Source organism: Microbispora sp. CA-135349 (assembly GCF_050947365.1).
In the GTDB taxonomy this organism is placed as follows: domain Bacteria; phylum Actinomycetota; class Actinomycetes; order Streptosporangiales; family Streptosporangiaceae; genus Microbispora.
Genome location: NZ_CP192001.1, coordinates 4652705 through 4668896, shown reverse-complemented (window position 1 = coordinate 4668896; position 16192 = coordinate 4652705). Strand labels below are relative to the sequence as shown.

Annotated in this window: 14 protein-coding genes; 6 read left to right on the top strand and 8 right to left on the bottom strand. The window is 71.9% G+C overall.

The features are described from left to right. Positions 1-185 precede the first annotated feature (185 nt). Positions 186-1322, bottom strand: a complete 1137-nt coding sequence (locus tag ACQPZZ_RS21715; protein WP_432921094.1) for a sensor histidine kinase — start codon at positions 1320-1322, stop codon at positions 186-188. A gap of 196 nt (positions 1323-1518) precedes the next feature. On the opposite strand from ACQPZZ_RS21715, the gene ACQPZZ_RS21710 reads away from it, so the two are divergent. Next, on the top strand, positions 1519-2334 hold the full coding sequence (locus tag ACQPZZ_RS21710) for a TetR family transcriptional regulator (RefSeq protein ID WP_432921091.1): 816 nt from the start codon (positions 1519-1521) through the stop codon (positions 2332-2334). Between the two features lies 1 nt (position 2335). After that, positions 2336-3604, top strand: coding sequence for a cytochrome P450 (locus ACQPZZ_RS21705; protein ID WP_432921089.1), 1269 nt, complete (start codon positions 2336-2338; stop codon positions 3602-3604). Positions 3605-3635: 31 nt separating this feature from the next. Here the strand turns inward: ACQPZZ_RS21705 and ACQPZZ_RS21700 are convergent, their stop codons facing one another. Continuing rightward, entirely contained in the window at positions 3636-4928 is a 1293-nt protein-coding gene (locus ACQPZZ_RS21700) for a glycosyltransferase family 4 protein (RefSeq protein WP_432921086.1), read from the bottom strand. 76 nt (positions 4929-5004) lie between these two features. Here ACQPZZ_RS21700 and ACQPZZ_RS21695 point away from each other — a divergent pair, with 76 nt between their 5' ends. Next, positions 5005-5889: an AraC family transcriptional regulator gene (locus ACQPZZ_RS21695; RefSeq protein ID WP_432921083.1), complete on the top strand. Its 885-nt coding sequence runs from the start codon at positions 5005-5007 to the stop codon at positions 5887-5889. Positions 5890-5914: 25 nt separating this feature from the next. Here the strand turns inward: ACQPZZ_RS21695 and ACQPZZ_RS21690 are convergent, their stop codons facing one another. From ACQPZZ_RS21690 to ACQPZZ_RS21680, 3 genes are all read right to left on the bottom strand, one after another. Then, positions 5915-6928, bottom strand: coding sequence for a hypothetical protein (locus ACQPZZ_RS21690; RefSeq protein ID WP_432934478.1), 1014 nt, complete (start codon positions 6926-6928; stop codon positions 5915-5917). Positions 6929-7181: 253 nt separating this feature from the next. Further along, positions 7182-7940: an SDR family NAD(P)-dependent oxidoreductase gene (locus ACQPZZ_RS21685; RefSeq protein WP_432921080.1), complete on the bottom strand. Its 759-nt coding sequence runs from the start codon at positions 7938-7940 to the stop codon at positions 7182-7184. Then, positions 7937-8824 carry an NAD(P)-dependent oxidoreductase gene (locus tag ACQPZZ_RS21680; protein WP_432921077.1) on the bottom strand — a complete coding sequence of 296 codons (888 nt, stop codon included), beginning with the start codon at positions 8822-8824 and terminating at the stop codon, positions 7937-7939. Before ACQPZZ_RS21680 ends, ACQPZZ_RS21685 begins: the two co-directional genes overlap by 4 nt. A gap of 413 nt (positions 8825-9237) precedes the next feature. Here ACQPZZ_RS21680 and ACQPZZ_RS21675 point away from each other — a divergent pair, with 413 nt between their 5' ends. Together ACQPZZ_RS21675 and ACQPZZ_RS21670 are read left to right on the top strand one after the other, a co-directional pair. Beyond that, on the top strand, positions 9238-9687 hold the full coding sequence (locus tag ACQPZZ_RS21675; RefSeq protein WP_432921074.1) for a hypothetical protein: 450 nt from the start codon (positions 9238-9240) through the stop codon (positions 9685-9687). Continuing rightward, entirely contained in the window at positions 9609-10700 is a 1092-nt protein-coding gene (locus ACQPZZ_RS21670) for an Ig-like domain-containing protein (protein WP_432921071.1), read from the top strand. The genes ACQPZZ_RS21675 and ACQPZZ_RS21670 overlap by 79 nt, the downstream gene beginning before the upstream one ends. A 112-nt stretch (positions 10701-10812) precedes the next feature. On the opposite strand, the gene ACQPZZ_RS21665 is transcribed toward ACQPZZ_RS21670, so the two are convergent. After that, complete coding sequence (locus tag ACQPZZ_RS21665; protein ID WP_432921068.1) at positions 10813-12066, bottom strand: MFS transporter; 1254 nt, start codon at positions 12064-12066, stop codon at positions 10813-10815. A 249-nt stretch (positions 12067-12315) separates the two neighbouring features. Here ACQPZZ_RS21665 and ACQPZZ_RS21660 point away from each other — a divergent pair, with 249 nt between their 5' ends. Next, on the top strand, positions 12316-13884 hold the full coding sequence (locus ACQPZZ_RS21660) for an alkaline phosphatase D family protein (RefSeq protein ID WP_432921065.1): 1569 nt from the start codon (positions 12316-12318) through the stop codon (positions 13882-13884). Positions 13885-13895: 11 nt separating this feature from the next. Here the strand turns inward: ACQPZZ_RS21660 and ACQPZZ_RS21655 are convergent, their stop codons facing one another. Both ACQPZZ_RS21655 and ACQPZZ_RS21650 read right to left on the bottom strand, forming a co-directional pair. Beyond that, positions 13896-15662, bottom strand: coding sequence for a thiamine pyrophosphate-dependent enzyme (locus ACQPZZ_RS21655; RefSeq protein WP_432921062.1), 1767 nt, complete (start codon positions 15660-15662; stop codon positions 13896-13898). 12 nt (positions 15663-15674) lie between these two features. Further along, complete coding sequence (locus ACQPZZ_RS21650; protein ID WP_432921059.1) at positions 15675-15905, bottom strand: hypothetical protein; 231 nt, start codon at positions 15903-15905, stop codon at positions 15675-15677. Between the last annotated feature and the right edge of the window lie 287 nt (positions 15906-16192).

The following is a 16192-nucleotide window of genomic DNA, read 5'->3' as shown; positions in this document are numbered from 1 at the left end:
TGTCCTCAGCAAACCGATCGTGACGACGGACGCGTGTGTTGGCGACGCAGCACGCAGCACCCCGCCTCCGGCGACGGCGGCCCGGCGCCGGTGCGTCCCGGGCCCACGTGCTCGCGCTGTATCGGTCTGAAGGGCGTACCCCTGTAATTGGGGCGAAAACCGGTCCGCCCGTGTGACGGCCCGCGTCAGCCGTCCGGCCGCCGGAGGGGGAGCCGGGCTGCGAGCACGAAGCCGCCCTCCGGGGTCGGCCCGGAGACGAACCGGCCCTGCGCGAGGCAGACGCGCTCCCGGATTCCGGCCAGTCCGTACCCGCCGCCGAGGGAGGGCGCCGCCCTGACCGTCCTCCCGCCGGCATGGGCGGGGTTCGGCGTGTCGACCACGGAGACGGCCACCTGGTCGCCGGTGACCTCGCAGGTGACCTGCACGCGGGAGTCCGGCGCGTGCTTGCGCACGTTGCTGAGTCCCTCCTGCACCAGGCGATAACAGGCGTGCGAGACCTGCCTGGGCAGCCCTCCCGGGGGCACGTCGAGGCGGAGGTCGATCTGGAGGCCGCCGGCCCGGGCCTCGCCGACCAGCCGAACGATGGCCTCGCTGCCTTCGGCGAGATCCCCGTCCTCGCGCCGGAGCACGGTGAGCAGCTCACGCAGTTCGCCGAGCGCCTGCACGCCTTTGTCCTCGATGGCGGCCGTCAGGTCGCGGATCTCGCCCGGCTCGATGGTGTCACGGGCCATGCCGGCGTTGAGCACCATGGTGGTGACCGCGTGGGTGACGGTGTCGTGCATCTCCCTGGCGATCTTGCGGCGCTCCTCGGAGGCGGCGACCTCCTCGCGTTCGCGTACGCCGACGCGCAGATCCCGGATGAGCCGCCGATAGGCGTACACCCAGGTGCCGACCACCGCGGGCAGGTAGATGAGGGTCAGCGCGCGCACGATGTTCAAGTAGACCGAGTGGTCGGTGTGGGGGTTCACGTAGTCGACGGCGAAGTAGATGACCGTCAGGGCAAGGGCGACGTACTGCCACCGGCGCACCCGATGCTCGGCCGTCATGGAGAAGACGGCGAGGATCATCGGCACGACCTGCCCGGCGGCGCAGGCGCACGCGGCCGAGGCGACGATCGCGGGCCAGGGGGTGCGGCGCCGCACCAGCATGGTCGCCGCGGTGATCACTCCTATCGCGATCTCGGGCCCGCCCGGCGTGCCGCCCCAGAGGGAGAAGCTGTAGCCGATGAGGGTGGTGGGGATGGTGAACGCGATGACGGCCGCCGCGAGCGCCGCGTCGACGAACCAGGTGCGATGCCTGATTGATGCCCATTTGCGCCACATACTGCAAGTCTGCGGGGTTCGCTTTGCGACCCTGACACCGGCACCGTTCTCGCCCTCGGTGCGGGCCGGGACTCGCGGCCCCGGGAGCAAGGCCCGGCTCCTGCCGGAATCCCAGGTGGCGTCCTTGGAAAACTTTTTCCTTCGCAACCCGCGGCACGACTTGACGCAATCAAATGAACAATCATTTAATTTCGGCATGGGGCGGATCGCGGGCGTCACCGCCGCCGAGACGCGTGAGCGGCTGTTGCGTGCCGCCGCCGACGTCTTCGCGAGCCGTGGCTACGACGGCACTCGTGTGGCCGACATCGCCGCCGCGGCCGGGGTGAGCAACGGCGCCCTGTACGCGCACTTCGGCTCGAAGGCCGAGCTGATCGTGGCCGCGCTGCGCGCCCACGGGCCGCGGCTGCTGGCCGACCTGCTGGCCGCCGACCCGAGCAGGCCGGTCGCGGACCTGCTCCTGGCCGTCGGCCGCAAGCTTCCGCGCAGTCGTGACGCACGCGGTTCCCTGATCGTCGAGGCGCTGGTCGCGGCACGGCGTGACGAGGACGTCGCCCGGCCGATGCGGGACTACGTCGGCGAGCGGGCGGACTGGCTCTCCGGGCTCGTCCGCGCCGCCCAGGACGCCGGACAGATCGACCCCGCGTTGTCGCCCGGCGCGCTCGCCCAGTTCTGCCTCCTGCTCTCGATGGGCAGCGCGCTCGTGCCGAGGGACCTGCACGCGGTCGGCGACGAGGAGTGGACCGCCCTGCTCACCCGGCTCGTCGCCGCACTCGCCCCGACCCGACCCCACTCCGCGAAGGGGAACACCACAGTGAGAGTTCAGATCGACCCCGAGCGCTGCCAGGGACATGGCCGCTGCTACGACCTCGCCCCCACGCTGTTCACGGAGGACGACGAGGGCTACGGACAGGTCGCCGGCGACGGCGTGGTGCCGCCGGGCGAGGAGCGCGCGGCGCGCGTCGCGGCCTCCAACTGCCCCGAGCGGGCGGTCGCCGTCGTCGAGGAGGCCTGAGATGACCGTCGACGACCGTTTCATCCGCGACTTCCGGGACAGCGAGGAGCCGCCTGCCGGCACCCGCAACGAGATCGTCACCGGGCCGGTCTCGGACTGGGCGACGGACTTCTCTCACCACGAGCCCGAGTGGGCCGCCGATCCGTACCCGATCCAGGACGACCTGCGGGCGCGCTGCCCGATCGCGCACACCGGGAGGTACGGCGGCGGGTGGCTGCCGACGCGATACGAGGACGTCGCCGCGGTCGCCTACGACACCGAGCGTTTCTCCTCCCGGTCGATCATCATGAGCAACTACCGGCCGACCAGGGACATCGCGCCGGTGGGATCCGTACCGCCGATCTCCTCCGACCCGCCGTTCCACCACGACGCGCGCAAGCTGCTGCTTCCGGCGTTCACCAAGAAGGCGGTCGCGAGGCGGGAGGAGGCGACGAGGGCCTTCTGCCACTCGCTGATCGACACGCTGGAGGGACTCGAGGTCGTCGACGCCGCGCGTGATTACGCGCAGCACATCCCGATGCGGGTGATCGCCGACATGCTGGGCTTCCCGCCGGAGGACGGGACGCGGTTCCGCAGGTTCGTCGAGACCGCGCTGGAGAGCGTCAACCTGCCTCCGGAGGAGCGGCTGGCGCGCATGGAGGAGCTGTTCGGCTACCTGTACGTCCAGATCCGGGACCATGTCGCCAACCCCCGTGACGACCTCACGACCTATCTGGTCGACGCGGAGCTGTACGGCCGCAAGCTGGAGCCGACGCACGTGGCCGGCACCATCGCCCTGCTGCTCATCGCCGGAATCGACACGACGTGGAGCGCGATCGGCGCCTCGTTGTGGCACCTGGCGAAGACTCCGGCCGACCGCGAGCGCCTGGTGGCCGAGCCGGAGTTGCTGCCGACCGCGATGGAGGAGTTCCTGCGGGCGTACGCGCCCGTCACGATGGCCCGGCTGGTCAAGGAGGACATGCACTGGCGGGGCGTCGACATGAGGGCCGACGACTGGATCCTGCTGTCGTTCCCCGCGGCCAACCGCGACCCCGCGCAGTTCGACCGGGCCGACGAGGTGATCATCGATCGCGAGGTCAACCGGCACGTGGCGTTCGGGCTCGGCATCCACCGCTGCGTGGGTTCGCATCTGGCCCGCATGGAGCTGCGGGTCGCCCTGGAGGTCTGGCTGGAGCGGATCCCCGTGTTCGGCCTCGCCGACCCCTCGGCGGTGACCTGGGCCCCCGGTCAGGTGCGGGGACCGCGTACGCTCCCGCTCCGCATCGGCTGACCGTCCCGCGGGGTCCCCGCCCGGGGAGTGATCACGCCCCCGGGCGGAGACGCGCCGCGTCGGCGTACGCCGCGAGCGTGCGGCGGGCGGTGCGCGCCCAGCTGTAGCGCTCCCGCACGTACGCCGCGCCCCGCAGCGCGAGCCGGTCCGCCTCCCCGGCGTCGCCGAGGACACCCAGCAGGGCCGCCGCCAGCTCGCCGGGATCGTCGCGCGCGCAGCGGACGGCGCCGTCGCCGACGACCTCGGGCGAGTAGCCGGGCCCGACGACCACCGGGCTGGCGAGCGCCATCGCCTCGACGGCGACCAGACCGAACGGCTCGTACACCGACGGGAAGACGCAGACGTCGGCGGCCAGGAAGTGCGCGAACACCTCGTCCGGGGCGAGGAAGCGGTTTTCGGCGACCACGTGCCCGGAGGTCCGCGTCCGCTCGATCAGCCGGGCCACCGCCACGGCGTCGCCGGACTGCGGCGCCTGGGCGCCGACGAGCACGAACCGCGCGTCACCGTGCTCGGAGACGACCCGTGGCACCGCCCGGATCAGCGTCCGGACGCCCTTGTGTGGCGACGGCCGTCCGGCGAACACGACGAGCCGGCCCTGTCCGCCGGGCAGGTAGCGCCGTCGCACCTCCGCACGGATCCGGTCGCGCTGGTCGTCCGGCAGCGCGCAAAGCCGCAGCAGGCCGGGCTCCTCGAAGCCGTGCGGCACGACGAGCAGCCGGTCCCGCGGCCAGCCGCGGGCGGCGAGGTCGTCGCGCATGCGGACGCTCGGCACCAGGATCAGCCGCGCCATCCTCGCCTGAGCCGTCTCCAGCAGGTCGAGCAGGACGGCGTACGCCGAACGACGCGGCGCCGGCCCATCACCCGCGGGGGCGTTCAGCTCGCGGGTGTGCACGTGGAACACGACCGGCAGCCGTCCCAGCACCCGGCACACGATTCCGGCCGCGCAGCCCATCCAGTCGTGCACGGCGACGACCGCGCCGGTCCGTCCCGCCTCGGCTCTCAGGATCCGGGCGGCCGCCCGCACGTTGAACACGAGCAGTCCGGCGACCCTCAGGAGCCGACGTACGCCCGGCGGGAGGACCGATCCACCACGGAGGCCGGGGGTGGGCAGCCGGTGGAGCGTGACGTCACCCAGGCGTTCCGTCCCGGGCGCCCGGCCGCCGCGGGGTGCGGCGCCGAAGACCACGACCGGCACCCCGGCGTCTCGTAGCGCGCCCGTCATCCTTTCGGCGTACCTGCCGAGGCCGCCGACCACGTCGGGCGGGACCTCCGAGCAGACGGTGTAGACCCGGACGCCGGGGGAGGGGTGATCAGCGGTGGGCACGGGCGGGAACCTAGTCCCTCACGCCGCGCGTCGCCAGGACATTCGCGGAAAACGTGATCGCCTGTAGTCTCGGCGCGTGCGGTACGAATCACCGGACGGCGGTGCGGGCCTGCGCCGGCATCTGCCGGCCGGCGGGACCCTGCCCGGCCACCGGCTGCGGTTCGGCTCCGGAGCGGCGGGCGTCGAGCGGCTCGAGGCGTCGCTCGTCGGCGAGGGGTTCGCCACGCACCGCCACGACACGTACGCGATCGGGATGACGCTGCGGGGCGTGCAGACGTTCCGCTACCGCGGTGAGCCGCGGCACTGCCTGCCGGGGGAGTGGCACGTCCTGCACCCCGACGAACCGCACGACGGCGTGGCGGGCACCGACGAGGGGTTCGGCTATCGGATCATCTACCTCGCCCCCTCCCTCGTCCAGGAGGCGCTGGGCGGGGCGCCGCTGCCGTTCGTCGCCGACCCCGTGATCGGCCGGCGCGACGCGGACCCCGCGCTCGCCGCGTGGCTGCGGGACATCGACGAGCCGCTGGACGAGGTCGACCGGCTGACGCTCACGCTGCGGGTGGTCCGCACGCTCGTGCGGCACTCCTCCGTACGGAGCTCCTTCACGGGGAGCTCCACGCGGCCGGGCGGGCGGGCTCCGCTGGCTCTGGAGGCGCTGGCCCGCGTGCGCGACCTGATCGCCGGCGACCCGGCGGTGAGGCACACGCTCGCGGAGTTCGAGCAGGTCTCGGGCCTGGACCGATGGACGCTCGCGCGCCAGTTCCGCGCCGCGTTCGGCACCAGCCCGACCCGCTTCCGCACGATGCGGCAGCTCGACCTGGCCCGTCGGCTGCTGCGCGGCGGGGCGCCCCTGGCCGTGGCGGCCCAGCTCGCCGGCTTCGCCGACCAGGCGCATATGTCACGCATGTTCAAGCGGGCCTACGGCCTCACGCCCGCCCGGTGGACCGCCGCGCTCGCGTGACCCGCCGCCTGCGGGCCCGACGCGGTCAGCCGCGGTAGCACTCGGCCAGGGCGGTGAAGGCCGCCTTGGGTTCCCAGGGCATGTCCGGGTAGGTGTCGCCGTGGCCCCTGTCGAGGACCTTCACGATGCCGGGGCTCGCCAGGTCGAGGTCGGCGGTGGGATCGCCGCCGGGGCGGTGCGGGAAGTTGCCGAGCGCGAAGAGGAAGACGAAGGCGCTGTCGACGCCCGCGGCGTCGAAGGTCTCCAGCAGCTCACGGAGGTAGGCGGCCTGACCGGCCTCGTCGCGCTCGTAGACGCCGTCCAGCCGGATCGGGACGCCGTCCTCGGCGTACTCGACGATCTCCATGCAGCGGCCGCCCCGGTCGCCCGCGCCGCGGTAGGCGGCGGTGCCGAACTCGGTGATCGCGACCGGTTTTCCCTGCGCGACGAGGGCGCGGACGCCTTCGCCGAACCGATCGGCGATCTCTGCCGACCGGTAGAGATCGACGCCGACGATGTCGAAGGGCGCCCAGTCGACGCGCTCCAGCGGGATGGCGGCGTAGGTGATCCTGCCGCCGAACCGTTCGCGCACGACCGCGACGGCGCGGCCGAGGAAGTCGTTGACCCGTGCGGGCAGCTCACCGATCAGCTCCCGCAGGCGGCCCGGGTCCCGCTGGTGCAGCAGCGGCCCGAGACGGTCGTCCAGGGTGTCGCCGGGCAGGAACCCCTTGTTCATCAGGCTCAGCTCGGCCCCGGCGACGAACACGACCTCGGCTCCGCGCAGTCGGATCCGCTCGGCCCGCTCGGCGCAGTCGGCGAACAGCGACAGGGTCTCCTCGGGGGTCAGTTCGAGCGGGTAGGGCGAGAACCAGACTTCCAGGCCGAGGCCGGCGGCGTAGGCCGAGGCCAGCTCAAGCCGCTCGGGGTCGCCGCCGATGACACGGACGGCGGAGCAGTGCAGATCATCACGGATGATGGTCAGTTCGCGCCTCACCGCGTCCGGGTCGAAGCGGTCACGGGAGATCTCTCCGTCGCGGACGAAGCCGGTGTCGTAGCTGATGCCCTTGGCTCGCATGGATCTGGCCCTCCCTGTCGGATCCGAGAGGCTCAGACTTGTACAAAAAGTGCGCGCACGCAAGTTTGCGCTCGCGCAAAGAATCTGGAACGGTGGGACGGTGACGGCACGACAGACGGGGTTGCGCGAGCAGAAGAAGCAGGCCATCCGGCAGGCGTCGTGCTGCTGTCGATCCCCGCTCGGCCCGCGCCGCGCGCCGCGTTCGTCGACGCCGCCGCGATCGAACGGGGCGGATCGATCAGAGTCCGCCGTCGACGTTCAGCACGGCGCCGGTGACGTAGGAGGCCCGGTCCGACAGCAGCCACGCGACCGCCTCGGCGATCTCCTCCGGCCTGCCGGGGCGCCCCATCGGAATCCGGGCAGCCACCCGCTGCGCCCGTCCGGGCTCCCCGGCGCGGGCGTGGATCGTCGTGTCGATCGTCCCCGGCGAGACAGCGTTGACCCGGATGCCCGCCGGGGCGAGCTCCCGGGCCAGGCCCACCGTCAACGTCTCGACCGCCGCCTTGGTCGCGGCGTACGCGACGTACTCGTGCGGTGAGCCGGTGCGCGACGCGACCGAGGAGACGTTGACGATGACAGGCCCGGTCGCCGTCGCCGTCGCCGTGCGCCCGGTCCAGCGCCGCGCCGCCTCCCGGCACAGCCGCACCGGAGCCATGAGGTTCACCTCGACGACCCGCCGCAGGTCGGCGTCGGTCAGGTCGGCGAACGGCCCGATCCTGCCGGTCACGCCCGCGTTGTTCACCAGGCCGGCCACCTCGCCGACGGACTCGGCCAGCTCGAACAGCCTCTCCGGCGCGTCCTCGCCGGTCACGTCGAGCCGTACGCCGCGGACGAGGGCGCCGGAGCGGCCGAGCTCGCCCTCCAGCGCCTTGGCGTCGGCGTCGGAGTCCGAGTGCGTGAAGACGACGCCGAACCCGTCCGCGCACAGGCGCCGCACCGTGCTCCGGCCGATCCCGCGCGTTCCTCCGGTGACGACGACGACCGGGCGAGAGGTCATTCGCAGGTCCCTTCCTTGTTCGTCCTGGCCTCGATCGCGTGGACGACGGCGGCCATGTCCAGATCGGCGTGACCCAGTGCGAGGGTCTCGCCGAACAGAGCGTGACAGACGTCCAGCAGCGGCGAGGCGATGCCCGCCCGCCGCGCGGCCTCGGCGATGAGCCGGTTGTTCTTCAGCACGTCGGCGATGGCGGCCTGGGCGGCGAAGTCGCGCCCGGCCAGCTTGGTCGCCTTCACCCGCGAGACGTCGCTCGCCATCTGACCCGAGTTGAGCACGTCGACGAGCAGCCCGACATCGAGGCCCTGACGCTCGCCGAAGTGCAGCGACTCCGCGAGGCCGGTGACCGTCGTGATCAGGAGGATGTTGACGGCGAGCTTCATCAGCAGCCCCTTGGGCGCGGGCCCGCACACCACCGTCTTGGCGCACATCGGCGAAAGCAGCGGGCGGACCTCCTCCACGGCGTCCGGCCGGCCGGCCAGCATCGCGACCAGCCGCCCCTGCTCGGCGGGCACCCGGGAGCCCGAGACGGGCGCCTCGACGTAGCGGCCCCCGGCCGCGAGCACGTCGGCCTCCAGCGCGGCCGAGTAGGCGGGGGAGGTCGTGCCCATGTGGACGACGACCCGGTCCGCGACGGTGCCGGCGAAGGCGGGCATGCCGCGCTCCAGCACCGCGTCGATCGCGGCCTCGTCGGCCAGCATGAGGATCACCACCCGCGCCCGCCGGAACACCTCGGCCGCGCTTGCGGCCACCCGCGCGCCCGCGGCGCGCAGCGGCCCGCTCCTGGCGGCCGTGCGGTTCCACACCACCAGCGGCGTCCCCGCGCGGGCCAGGTTGAGCGCCATGGGCTGTCCCATGATGCCGAGCCCGACGAAGCCCACATCCATTCGTTCGCCTCCGCGCACACGTTCTCGTGCCGCCCTGGCGGCACGCCGGGGACCGTTGTAGCCGATGGCGTGATGGCGGTCTTGAACGATTGTGCCCGGCCGGGCTCCCCGTCGCCCGGGCGGGCACATCGGGGTCTGCCGGAGTTCAGGTGGCACGGAACCCGGCGGCCGGGAGCCGGTTGATGGCCTGGCCGGTCGCGGCGTCGTCGCTAGAGCGCAGAGCCGCTGGCATCGCGACCACGTGCGTCTCCATCGCCGGCGCTCAAGACGTCTCGCGAAATCCCTCACATGCGGGCCTGCCCCGATCGCGGTCGGTTATCGCAAACGCTCACAGTGGTGAAGGCGGGTCGACTTGTGGTCGCGTCGTGATCGCCGATAGTTCTTCGCCGACTACTCATAGTGAGGATGGCGAGTTGAACCGCACGCCACGCCCCCAGGCGGCCCGCCTCGCCGGCCGGGCCAAGGCCGTACCGACGGCAACCCTCGCCGGGGCCCTCATGATCCCCCTGCTCACGGCGACCCAGGCGCAGGCGGTCGCCGACGCCACCCTGCGCAACGCGGATCAGGCCGCCGTCGCGCCCTGCGTCCGGCAAGGGCAGGCGAACTATCCGGTGGAGTACTACTGGAAGAACGTGGTCGGCTGGCGGCTGGGCAACGGGTCCATCTCGGTCACCACTTCACCCGGCCTGTGGGGCGGGCAGATCGCACCGGGCAGCACCTTCACCCTCACACTGAGGCACCACACGGCGCAGTGGCCGGCCCTGGTCCGCACCTACACCACCATGTGGGACCTGTCTCCCTGCTGGCCGGCGCCACCGTCGTCGGGCCGGTCAGCAACGGCACCCTCAGCGGCAACACCCTGAGCGTCCGGTCGCCGGGCACCAAGACCGACCCGGGACCGACGGTCATCACCTTCCGCGTCAACCCCGGCACCGTCGGGCGCAGCATGACCATCCGGCCGAGCGGCATCAGCAGCGTCATCGCCTTCCCGGGCCAGCTCGGCGACAACACCGCCGCCCCGCCCATCCGGATCGTCAGCGGAAGTTCCATCTCGCCTGCCAACGCCGCCGACGACACCGCCTCCACCACGGAGAACACGGCCGTCACCGTGCCCGTGCTGGCAAACGACACCGGGACGTCACCGACGATCAGCGGTGTCACCCAGCCGGCCTACGGCAAAGTGACCATCTCGGGCGACAAGCTGATCTACACCCCGGACAAGGATCGCGCCGGCACCGACACCTTCACCTACACCATCGACACCGCCTGCGGCACCAGCACCGCCACCGTCACCGTCGCCGTGGTCTGCACCCGGGCGCCCGTCAACCTGGTGAACGGCAGCTTCGAGACACCTGCCGTGGCCCGCTACGACTGGAACATCCCCGACGCCTCCACCAACCCGGGCGTCGGCTGGCACACCACCGCCTCCGACCGCAAGCTGGAGTTCTGGAACAGCGCCAGTGGGGTCCCGGCCGCCGACGGCGGGCAGTTCGCGGAACTCAACGCCAACGAGCGCTCCACGCTCTACCAGGACGTCCCCACCGTTCCGGGAACCGTGATGACATGGTCGCTGTATCACCGGGGCCGGGCGGGAACCGACGTGATGCAGGTCCTCATCGGCGCGCCGGGGGCCACCACCACGCAGACCCCCGACGGGGCCGCCTCCCCTGACATCTCCGACGGCGACACCGCCTGGGGTCACTACACCGGCACCTATGTCGTGCCCGCGGGGCAGACCGTCACCCGCTTCGCCTTCGAATCGGTGTCGGCTGCCGGCGGGAACCCGGCGGTCGGCAACTTCCTCGACGGCGTCGTCTTCAAGACGCCGTCCTGTCTGCTCATGTCCGGCGACGCGACGTCCAAGAACGGGAACTGACGCACACGGTCATCGGTCAGTCCCGCGGCCGGGGTGGGGGCCGGCCGCAGGCGGAGGGGCGGGGTACGCGGACACCGCCCAGTCTTCTTCACAGCCCCCTTCACGGCCGCCGTCACGAACCGGTCGGCTTGCGCCGGCGCAGCCCCTCATAGACGAGGGTGCCGGCGGCCACGAGGGCGACCACGCCACCGTAGACCAGTGAGGTTCCCCGCAGGCCCTGCGTGGTGATGGCCACCCCGGCGATCAACGCCGGGATACTGAAGGCCAGGTAGCTGACTACGTAGATCGCCGAGATCAGCGCGGCTCGCTCATGCGGTGCCGCGAGCTGGCTGACCGTCCGGAAGGCACCGAGGTAGGCCGGCCCCCACCCGACGCCGGCGACGAGCACCGCCGCGACGAAGACGGTCAGCGAGGACGACGCCACGGCGAGGATCAGCAGGAGCGTCCCGAGGAGGAGCAGCAGCGTTCCCTCACGCTGCAGGCGCTCCGGTGCGCGCTTCCTGAGCAGCACGGACGCCAGCGCCGAGACTGCGGCGAGCGCTCCGAGCGTGAGGCCGACCGCCGCGTGGTCGTGCTCGTCGAACACCGCGGCGAGCAGCGAGGCCCCGACGGAGAAAATCAGTCCGCCGAGCATCCAGGTGGAGATCATGACGGGGGCCGCGCGCAGGAACGCACGCCTGGCCGGTGCGGGGACGAGCACCTTCGGCCGTAGCGCGGCGGCGGCGCCGGGGGTCCGAGCGACGGTCTCGGGAAGCACCGCCGTCGCGACGGCGAGGCCGATGAACGCCGCGGTGAGAACCACGAAGATCAGCCGGGTCGGGTGCGGTGCGTACTGGATCAACACACCGCTCCCGATTGTGCCGATGCTCAAGCCTCCGGTAGTGGCTGCGCCGTTGACGAGCGATCCCAGCCGCGAGCCGTCGGCGGGTTGCAGGTCGAGCAGGTACGCGCCGACCACACCGACAGCGGCGCCGGTCGCGAGGCCCTGGATGACGCGGGCGGCGAAGAGGGCGGTGACGCCGTGCGCGTCGAGGAAGACGGCCATCGCGGCCGCTTCGGTGACCAGCGCCGCGGCGAGGACCGGACGGCGGCCGAGGAAGTCGGAGAGCCGTCCGACCGTGAGCAGGCTGACCAGCAGCGCGAGCACGTAGACGGCGAAGATCGCCGTCAGCGTGAGGGCGCTGAAGCCGAACTCGGCCTGGTACACGGGATAGAGGGGGCTCGGCGCGCTCGAGGCGGACAGCAGGATGGCGGTGGTGCCCGCCACCAGCCAGAAGGCGGCGGAGCGCGGCAGCGCCGCGAGCCTGCGACGTCTCACCGCCGGGGTGTCGAGGGCGTGCTGTCGTTCGTGCAAGCGACTTGTCATCGTGGCTCCAACCGGCTTACCGTTCGAGATGTATCGAACGGTTGCAACCGCTTGGCCCCGCATTTAGTTCCAAAAACTTCGAAATGTTCGTACGGCCGGGACGTGTGTGCTTCCTCACTCAGAGGCTGAATCGGCAGAGCTCGCACATGGTTCGTTCCACGACCCTCGGGCCCGCTGGGGTGAGCATTTTTGCCATCCGTAATGTGCCGTTCGTCGGGTGGCTGTCCGAACGCGTTACAGATAAGCGGCATGACCTCCCTTGAGAGAAGAACGCTCCTTCGCGCGGGCATCGTGCTCGGTGGCGGCCTCGCCGTGCCGCCCGTGCTGGGGGCCGTGCCGGCGCGCGCCACGGCGCCCGCGTACGTCGTCTCCGGCCGGCCCGAGCTCGGCCACGGCGTGCAGAGCGGCGACGCGACGATGGACTCGGCGGTCGTCTGGGGCCGCGCGGATCGGCCGGGGCGGCTCGTCGTCGAGTACGGCATCCGTCCGGACCTGCGCAACGCCGAGACCATCCGGGGACCCTGGCTCACTCCGGACACCGATCTGACCGGACGGGTGCGCCTGCGTGGACTGCCCGCGGGCCGGCGGATCCACTACCGCGTGCGAGTCGAGGACGAGCGCGGCGCGGCCGGCAAGCCCGTGAGCGGATCGCTGGTCACCGCGCCGAGGGAGAACCAGCGCGCCGATGTGCGATTCGTCTGGTCCGGGGACATCGTCGGCCAGGGCTGGGGGATCAACCCGGACATCGGCGGCATGACCATCTTCGAGGAGATGCGCCGCCTGGGCCCGGACTTCTTTCTGTGCAGCGGCGACACCGTCTACTCCGACGGCCCGCTCGCCGAGACCGTGACGCTGCCGGACGGCCGGGTCTGGCGCAACGTCACGACCCCGGAGAAGTCCAAGGTCGCGGAGACGCTCGCCGAGTATCGCGGGCAGTTCGCGTACAACCTGCTGGACGTCAACTATCGTGCGCTCGCCGCCGAGGTGGCGCAGATCAACCAGTGGGACGACCACGAGGTCCGCAACAACTGGTACCCCGGCCAGATCCTCGACGACGCCCGCTACACCGAGAAGAACGTCGACGTGCTCGCCGCCCGCGCCCGGCAGGCCTTCCACGAGTGGGTGCCGATCGGCGATGACCGGGTCTACCGCACGCTGTCCTACGGCCGCCACCTGGACGTCTTCGTCCTGGACATGCGGACCCACAAGGACCCCAACGACGACAACCGCTACGCCGACCCGCGCCGCGGCCTGCTCGGCGACCGGCAGCGGCGCTGGCTGATCGACGGCCTGAGCAGGAGCCGCGCGACCTGGAAGGTCATCGCGGCCGACCTGCCGCTCGGCCTCGTGGTCCCCGACGGGGCCACGGCGCAGGAGGGAGTGGCCCAGGGCGACGCGGGCGCACCGCTCGGGCGCGAGCTGGAGTTCGCCGAGGTGCTGCGCACGGCTCAGCGGCGCGGCGTAAGCGGGATCGTGTTCGTCACCGCCGACGTGCACTACACCGCCGCGCACCACTACGACCCCGCGCGCGCGGCTTTCACGGACTTCGACCCGTTCTGGGAGTTCGTATCCGGTCCGCTCAACGCCGGAGCGTTCGGGCCCAACGTGCTCGACGGCACGTTCGGGCCCCGCGCCGAGTTCGTGCACGCGCCGCCGCAGGCGAACGCGTCCCCGATGGAGGGCTTCCAGCACTTCGGCGAGATCGAGATCGACGGCCCGAGCGGCGACCTGACGGTACGGCTGCGCGACGCCCGTTCCGCGGTGCTGTGGAGCACGACACTCCGCCCCGAGCGCGGACCGATGCAGAGCCGGGGATAAGGGCACGGCCCTCACGACAGCAGTTCGTTGAACTTGTCGCGGGCCACCGTGGCGAGGGTGCCCACCTTGTGCGGCTGGCCGCGCAGGAACGCCTCGGTGAAGTGCTTTGCCTGCTCGTACTTGACCTTGCCGGGCATGGGCGGCTCGTTCGGGTTGACGTCGCAGTCCACCAGGGCGGGCCCGTCGTGCGCCAGGGCCTCGCGGACGGCGCCCGGCAGGTCCTTCGGGTCCTTGATCTTCGCGCCGTACGCGCCGCAGGCGCGGGCCCAGGCGGAGAAGTCGGCCTCGGGCTGCCGGTGCCGCACGGCGTACTCGGGGTAGCCGAGGATGATCTGCTCCCACAGGATCTGCCCGTAGCTGTTGTTGTTGTTGATCACAACCTTGACGGGCAGGTCGTGCCGCACGGCGGTGAGGAAGTCGGCCATGAGCATGGCGAATCCCCCGTCGCCCACGAAAGCGATCACCTGACGGCCGGGAAAGGCGTGCTGCATCCCGATGGCGTACGGCAGGCCCGGGGCCATCGTGGCGAGGTTGCCCGACAGGTAGAACTCCCGCCCGCCGCGGATCGTCCAGTGCCGCGCGGCCCACGTCGCGATGGTCCCGGAGTCGCAGGTGAGGACGGCGTCGTCGGAGGCCGCCTCGTCGACGCAGCCCATGAGGTACTGCGGCGCGACGGGCTCGCGCGAGGGGTCCTGCAGCGCCTTCATGTCCTCCCGCCAGCTGTCCATCCTGTGCTGGTACTTCTCCAGGAACGACCGGTCCTTCGCCGGTTCGAGCATCGGCAGCAGCGCCTGCAACGCCAGTTTGGCGTCGGCGGCGACCGGGGCCTGGGTGGGCCGGCGGATGCCGAGCAGGGTCGGATCGGTGTCGATCTGTACCACCCGGGCCTGGCCGTCGGGCGGCAGGTACTTCCCGTACGGGAAGGACGTGCCGATCATGATCAGCGTGTCGCACTCCTCCATGAGCTCCTCGCTCGGCGCGGTGCCGAGCAGGCCGAGCCCGCCGGTGGTGAGCGGGTGGTCGTCGGGCACGACGAACTTCCCGGGGAGGGTCTTGACGATCGGGCTGGCCAGCGTGTCCGCGACGGCGAGCACCTCCTCGCGGGCGTGCCGCGCGCCGACGCCGACGAGCATGGCGGTCTTCCGGCCTTGCCGCAGCACCTCGGCCGCCCTGGTCAGGTCCTCCTCGACCGGCCGCAGCGGCGGGAGGGAGCAGGTCGTCAGGCTCGCGGGCGGGGTGCCGGGCCCGATGTGCCGGTAGGGGTCCTCGCTCGCGGGCGCCACCTGGATGTCGTTGGGGAAGGTCAGGTGCGACACCGTCCGCTTGGTCAGCGCGTTGCGCACCGCCAGGTCCACCACGCCGGGCATCTGCTGCGGATTGGTGATCATCAGGTTGTAGGCGGCGAGGTCCTGGTAGAGGCGGTCGAGGTGCACCTCCTGCTGGTAGTGGGTCCCCAGGACCGAGGTCTCCTGCATGCCGGTCAGGGCCAGCACGGGCACGTGATCGAGCTTGGCGTCGTACAGGCCGTTCAGCAGGTGGATGGCGCCCGGCCCCGAGGTCGCGGCGCACACCCCGAGGCGGCCGGTCGCCTTCGCGTAGCCGGTCGCCATGAACGCGGCCGCCTCCTCGTGGTGCACCAGGATGAACCGCAGCTTCTCCCGGTGCCGGCGGAAGCCCTCCATCAGGCCGTTGATCCCGTCACCCGGGAGCCCGAAGATCGTGTCGACCCCCCACTCCACCAGCCGCCGGGCCAGACTCTCACCCACGATCTCGGTCATCTGCGCCTCCTCTCAACGGCCCCGCACTCCGCGTCCCCCGGGCGCGGATCTGTGACCGCACCGCCAGCCGAGGGCGTACGCGGCGACCAGGGCGGCGGCGACGGCGAGCGGCTTCGGCGACGACATGACCGACTTGGCCTGCTTGAGGGCGCCCTTCGGGTCGGCCACGGCGCCCGCGACGCTGCCGATCGCCGACGCCAGGGTGTCGCCCGCGTTCTTCACCGCGTTGCTGTGCACGTTCATCATCGACTCCGGTATGGAACGACCCACCGCGTCCGAAGGACCCCACGGCATCGAACGGCTCGCCCGGTGGGCCCTTCCCGCCCGCCATACGCGTAAACGAAAGCCCAGGTCACAGCGGCTTTGTGTGGAGCAGACCCGCAGCACCCGCATTGGGGAATCCCCGCCGCGCTTTTACCCGTCACCGCGGTCCTGCCCGCGCTCGGCGGGAAGGGTCGCGCGGGAGGCCGCCGCACACGCTGCCGCCGGGCCGTGGCGCACGCGTCCGCCCGGCCGGCGATCCGCGAGGA

Bases quoted from the DNA above. Each gene is read 5' to 3' on its own strand.
- ACQPZZ_RS21715 (WP_432921094.1), bottom strand. From the start codon at position 1,322: ATGTGGCGCAAATGGGCATCAATCAGGCATCGCACCTGGTTCGTCGAC.
- ACQPZZ_RS21710 (WP_432921091.1), top strand. From the start codon at position 1,519: ATGGGGCGGATCGCGGGCGTCACCGCCGCCGAGACGCGTGAGCGGCTG.
- ACQPZZ_RS21705 (WP_432921089.1), top strand. From the start codon at position 2,336: ATGACCGTCGACGACCGTTTCATCCGCGACTTCCGGGACAGCGAGGAG.
- ACQPZZ_RS21685 (WP_432921080.1), bottom strand. From the start codon at position 7,940: ATGACCTCTCGCCCGGTCGTCGTCGTCACCGGAGGAACGCGCGGGATC.
- ACQPZZ_RS21680 (WP_432921077.1), bottom strand. From the start codon at position 8,824: ATGGATGTGGGCTTCGTCGGGCTCGGCATCATGGGACAGCCCATGGCG.
- ACQPZZ_RS21665 (WP_432921068.1), bottom strand. From the start codon at position 12,066: ATGACAAGTCGCTTGCACGAACGACAGCACGCCCTCGACACCCCGGCG.
- ACQPZZ_RS21660 (WP_432921065.1), top strand. From the start codon at position 12,316: ATGACCTCCCTTGAGAGAAGAACGCTCCTTCGCGCGGGCATCGTGCTC.
- ACQPZZ_RS21655 (WP_432921062.1), bottom strand. From the start codon at position 15,662: ATGACCGAGATCGTGGGTGAGAGTCTGGCCCGGCGGCTGGTGGAGTGG.
- ACQPZZ_RS21650 (WP_432921059.1), bottom strand. From the start codon at position 15,905: ATGAACGTGCACAGCAACGCGGTGAAGAACGCGGGCGACACCCTGGCG.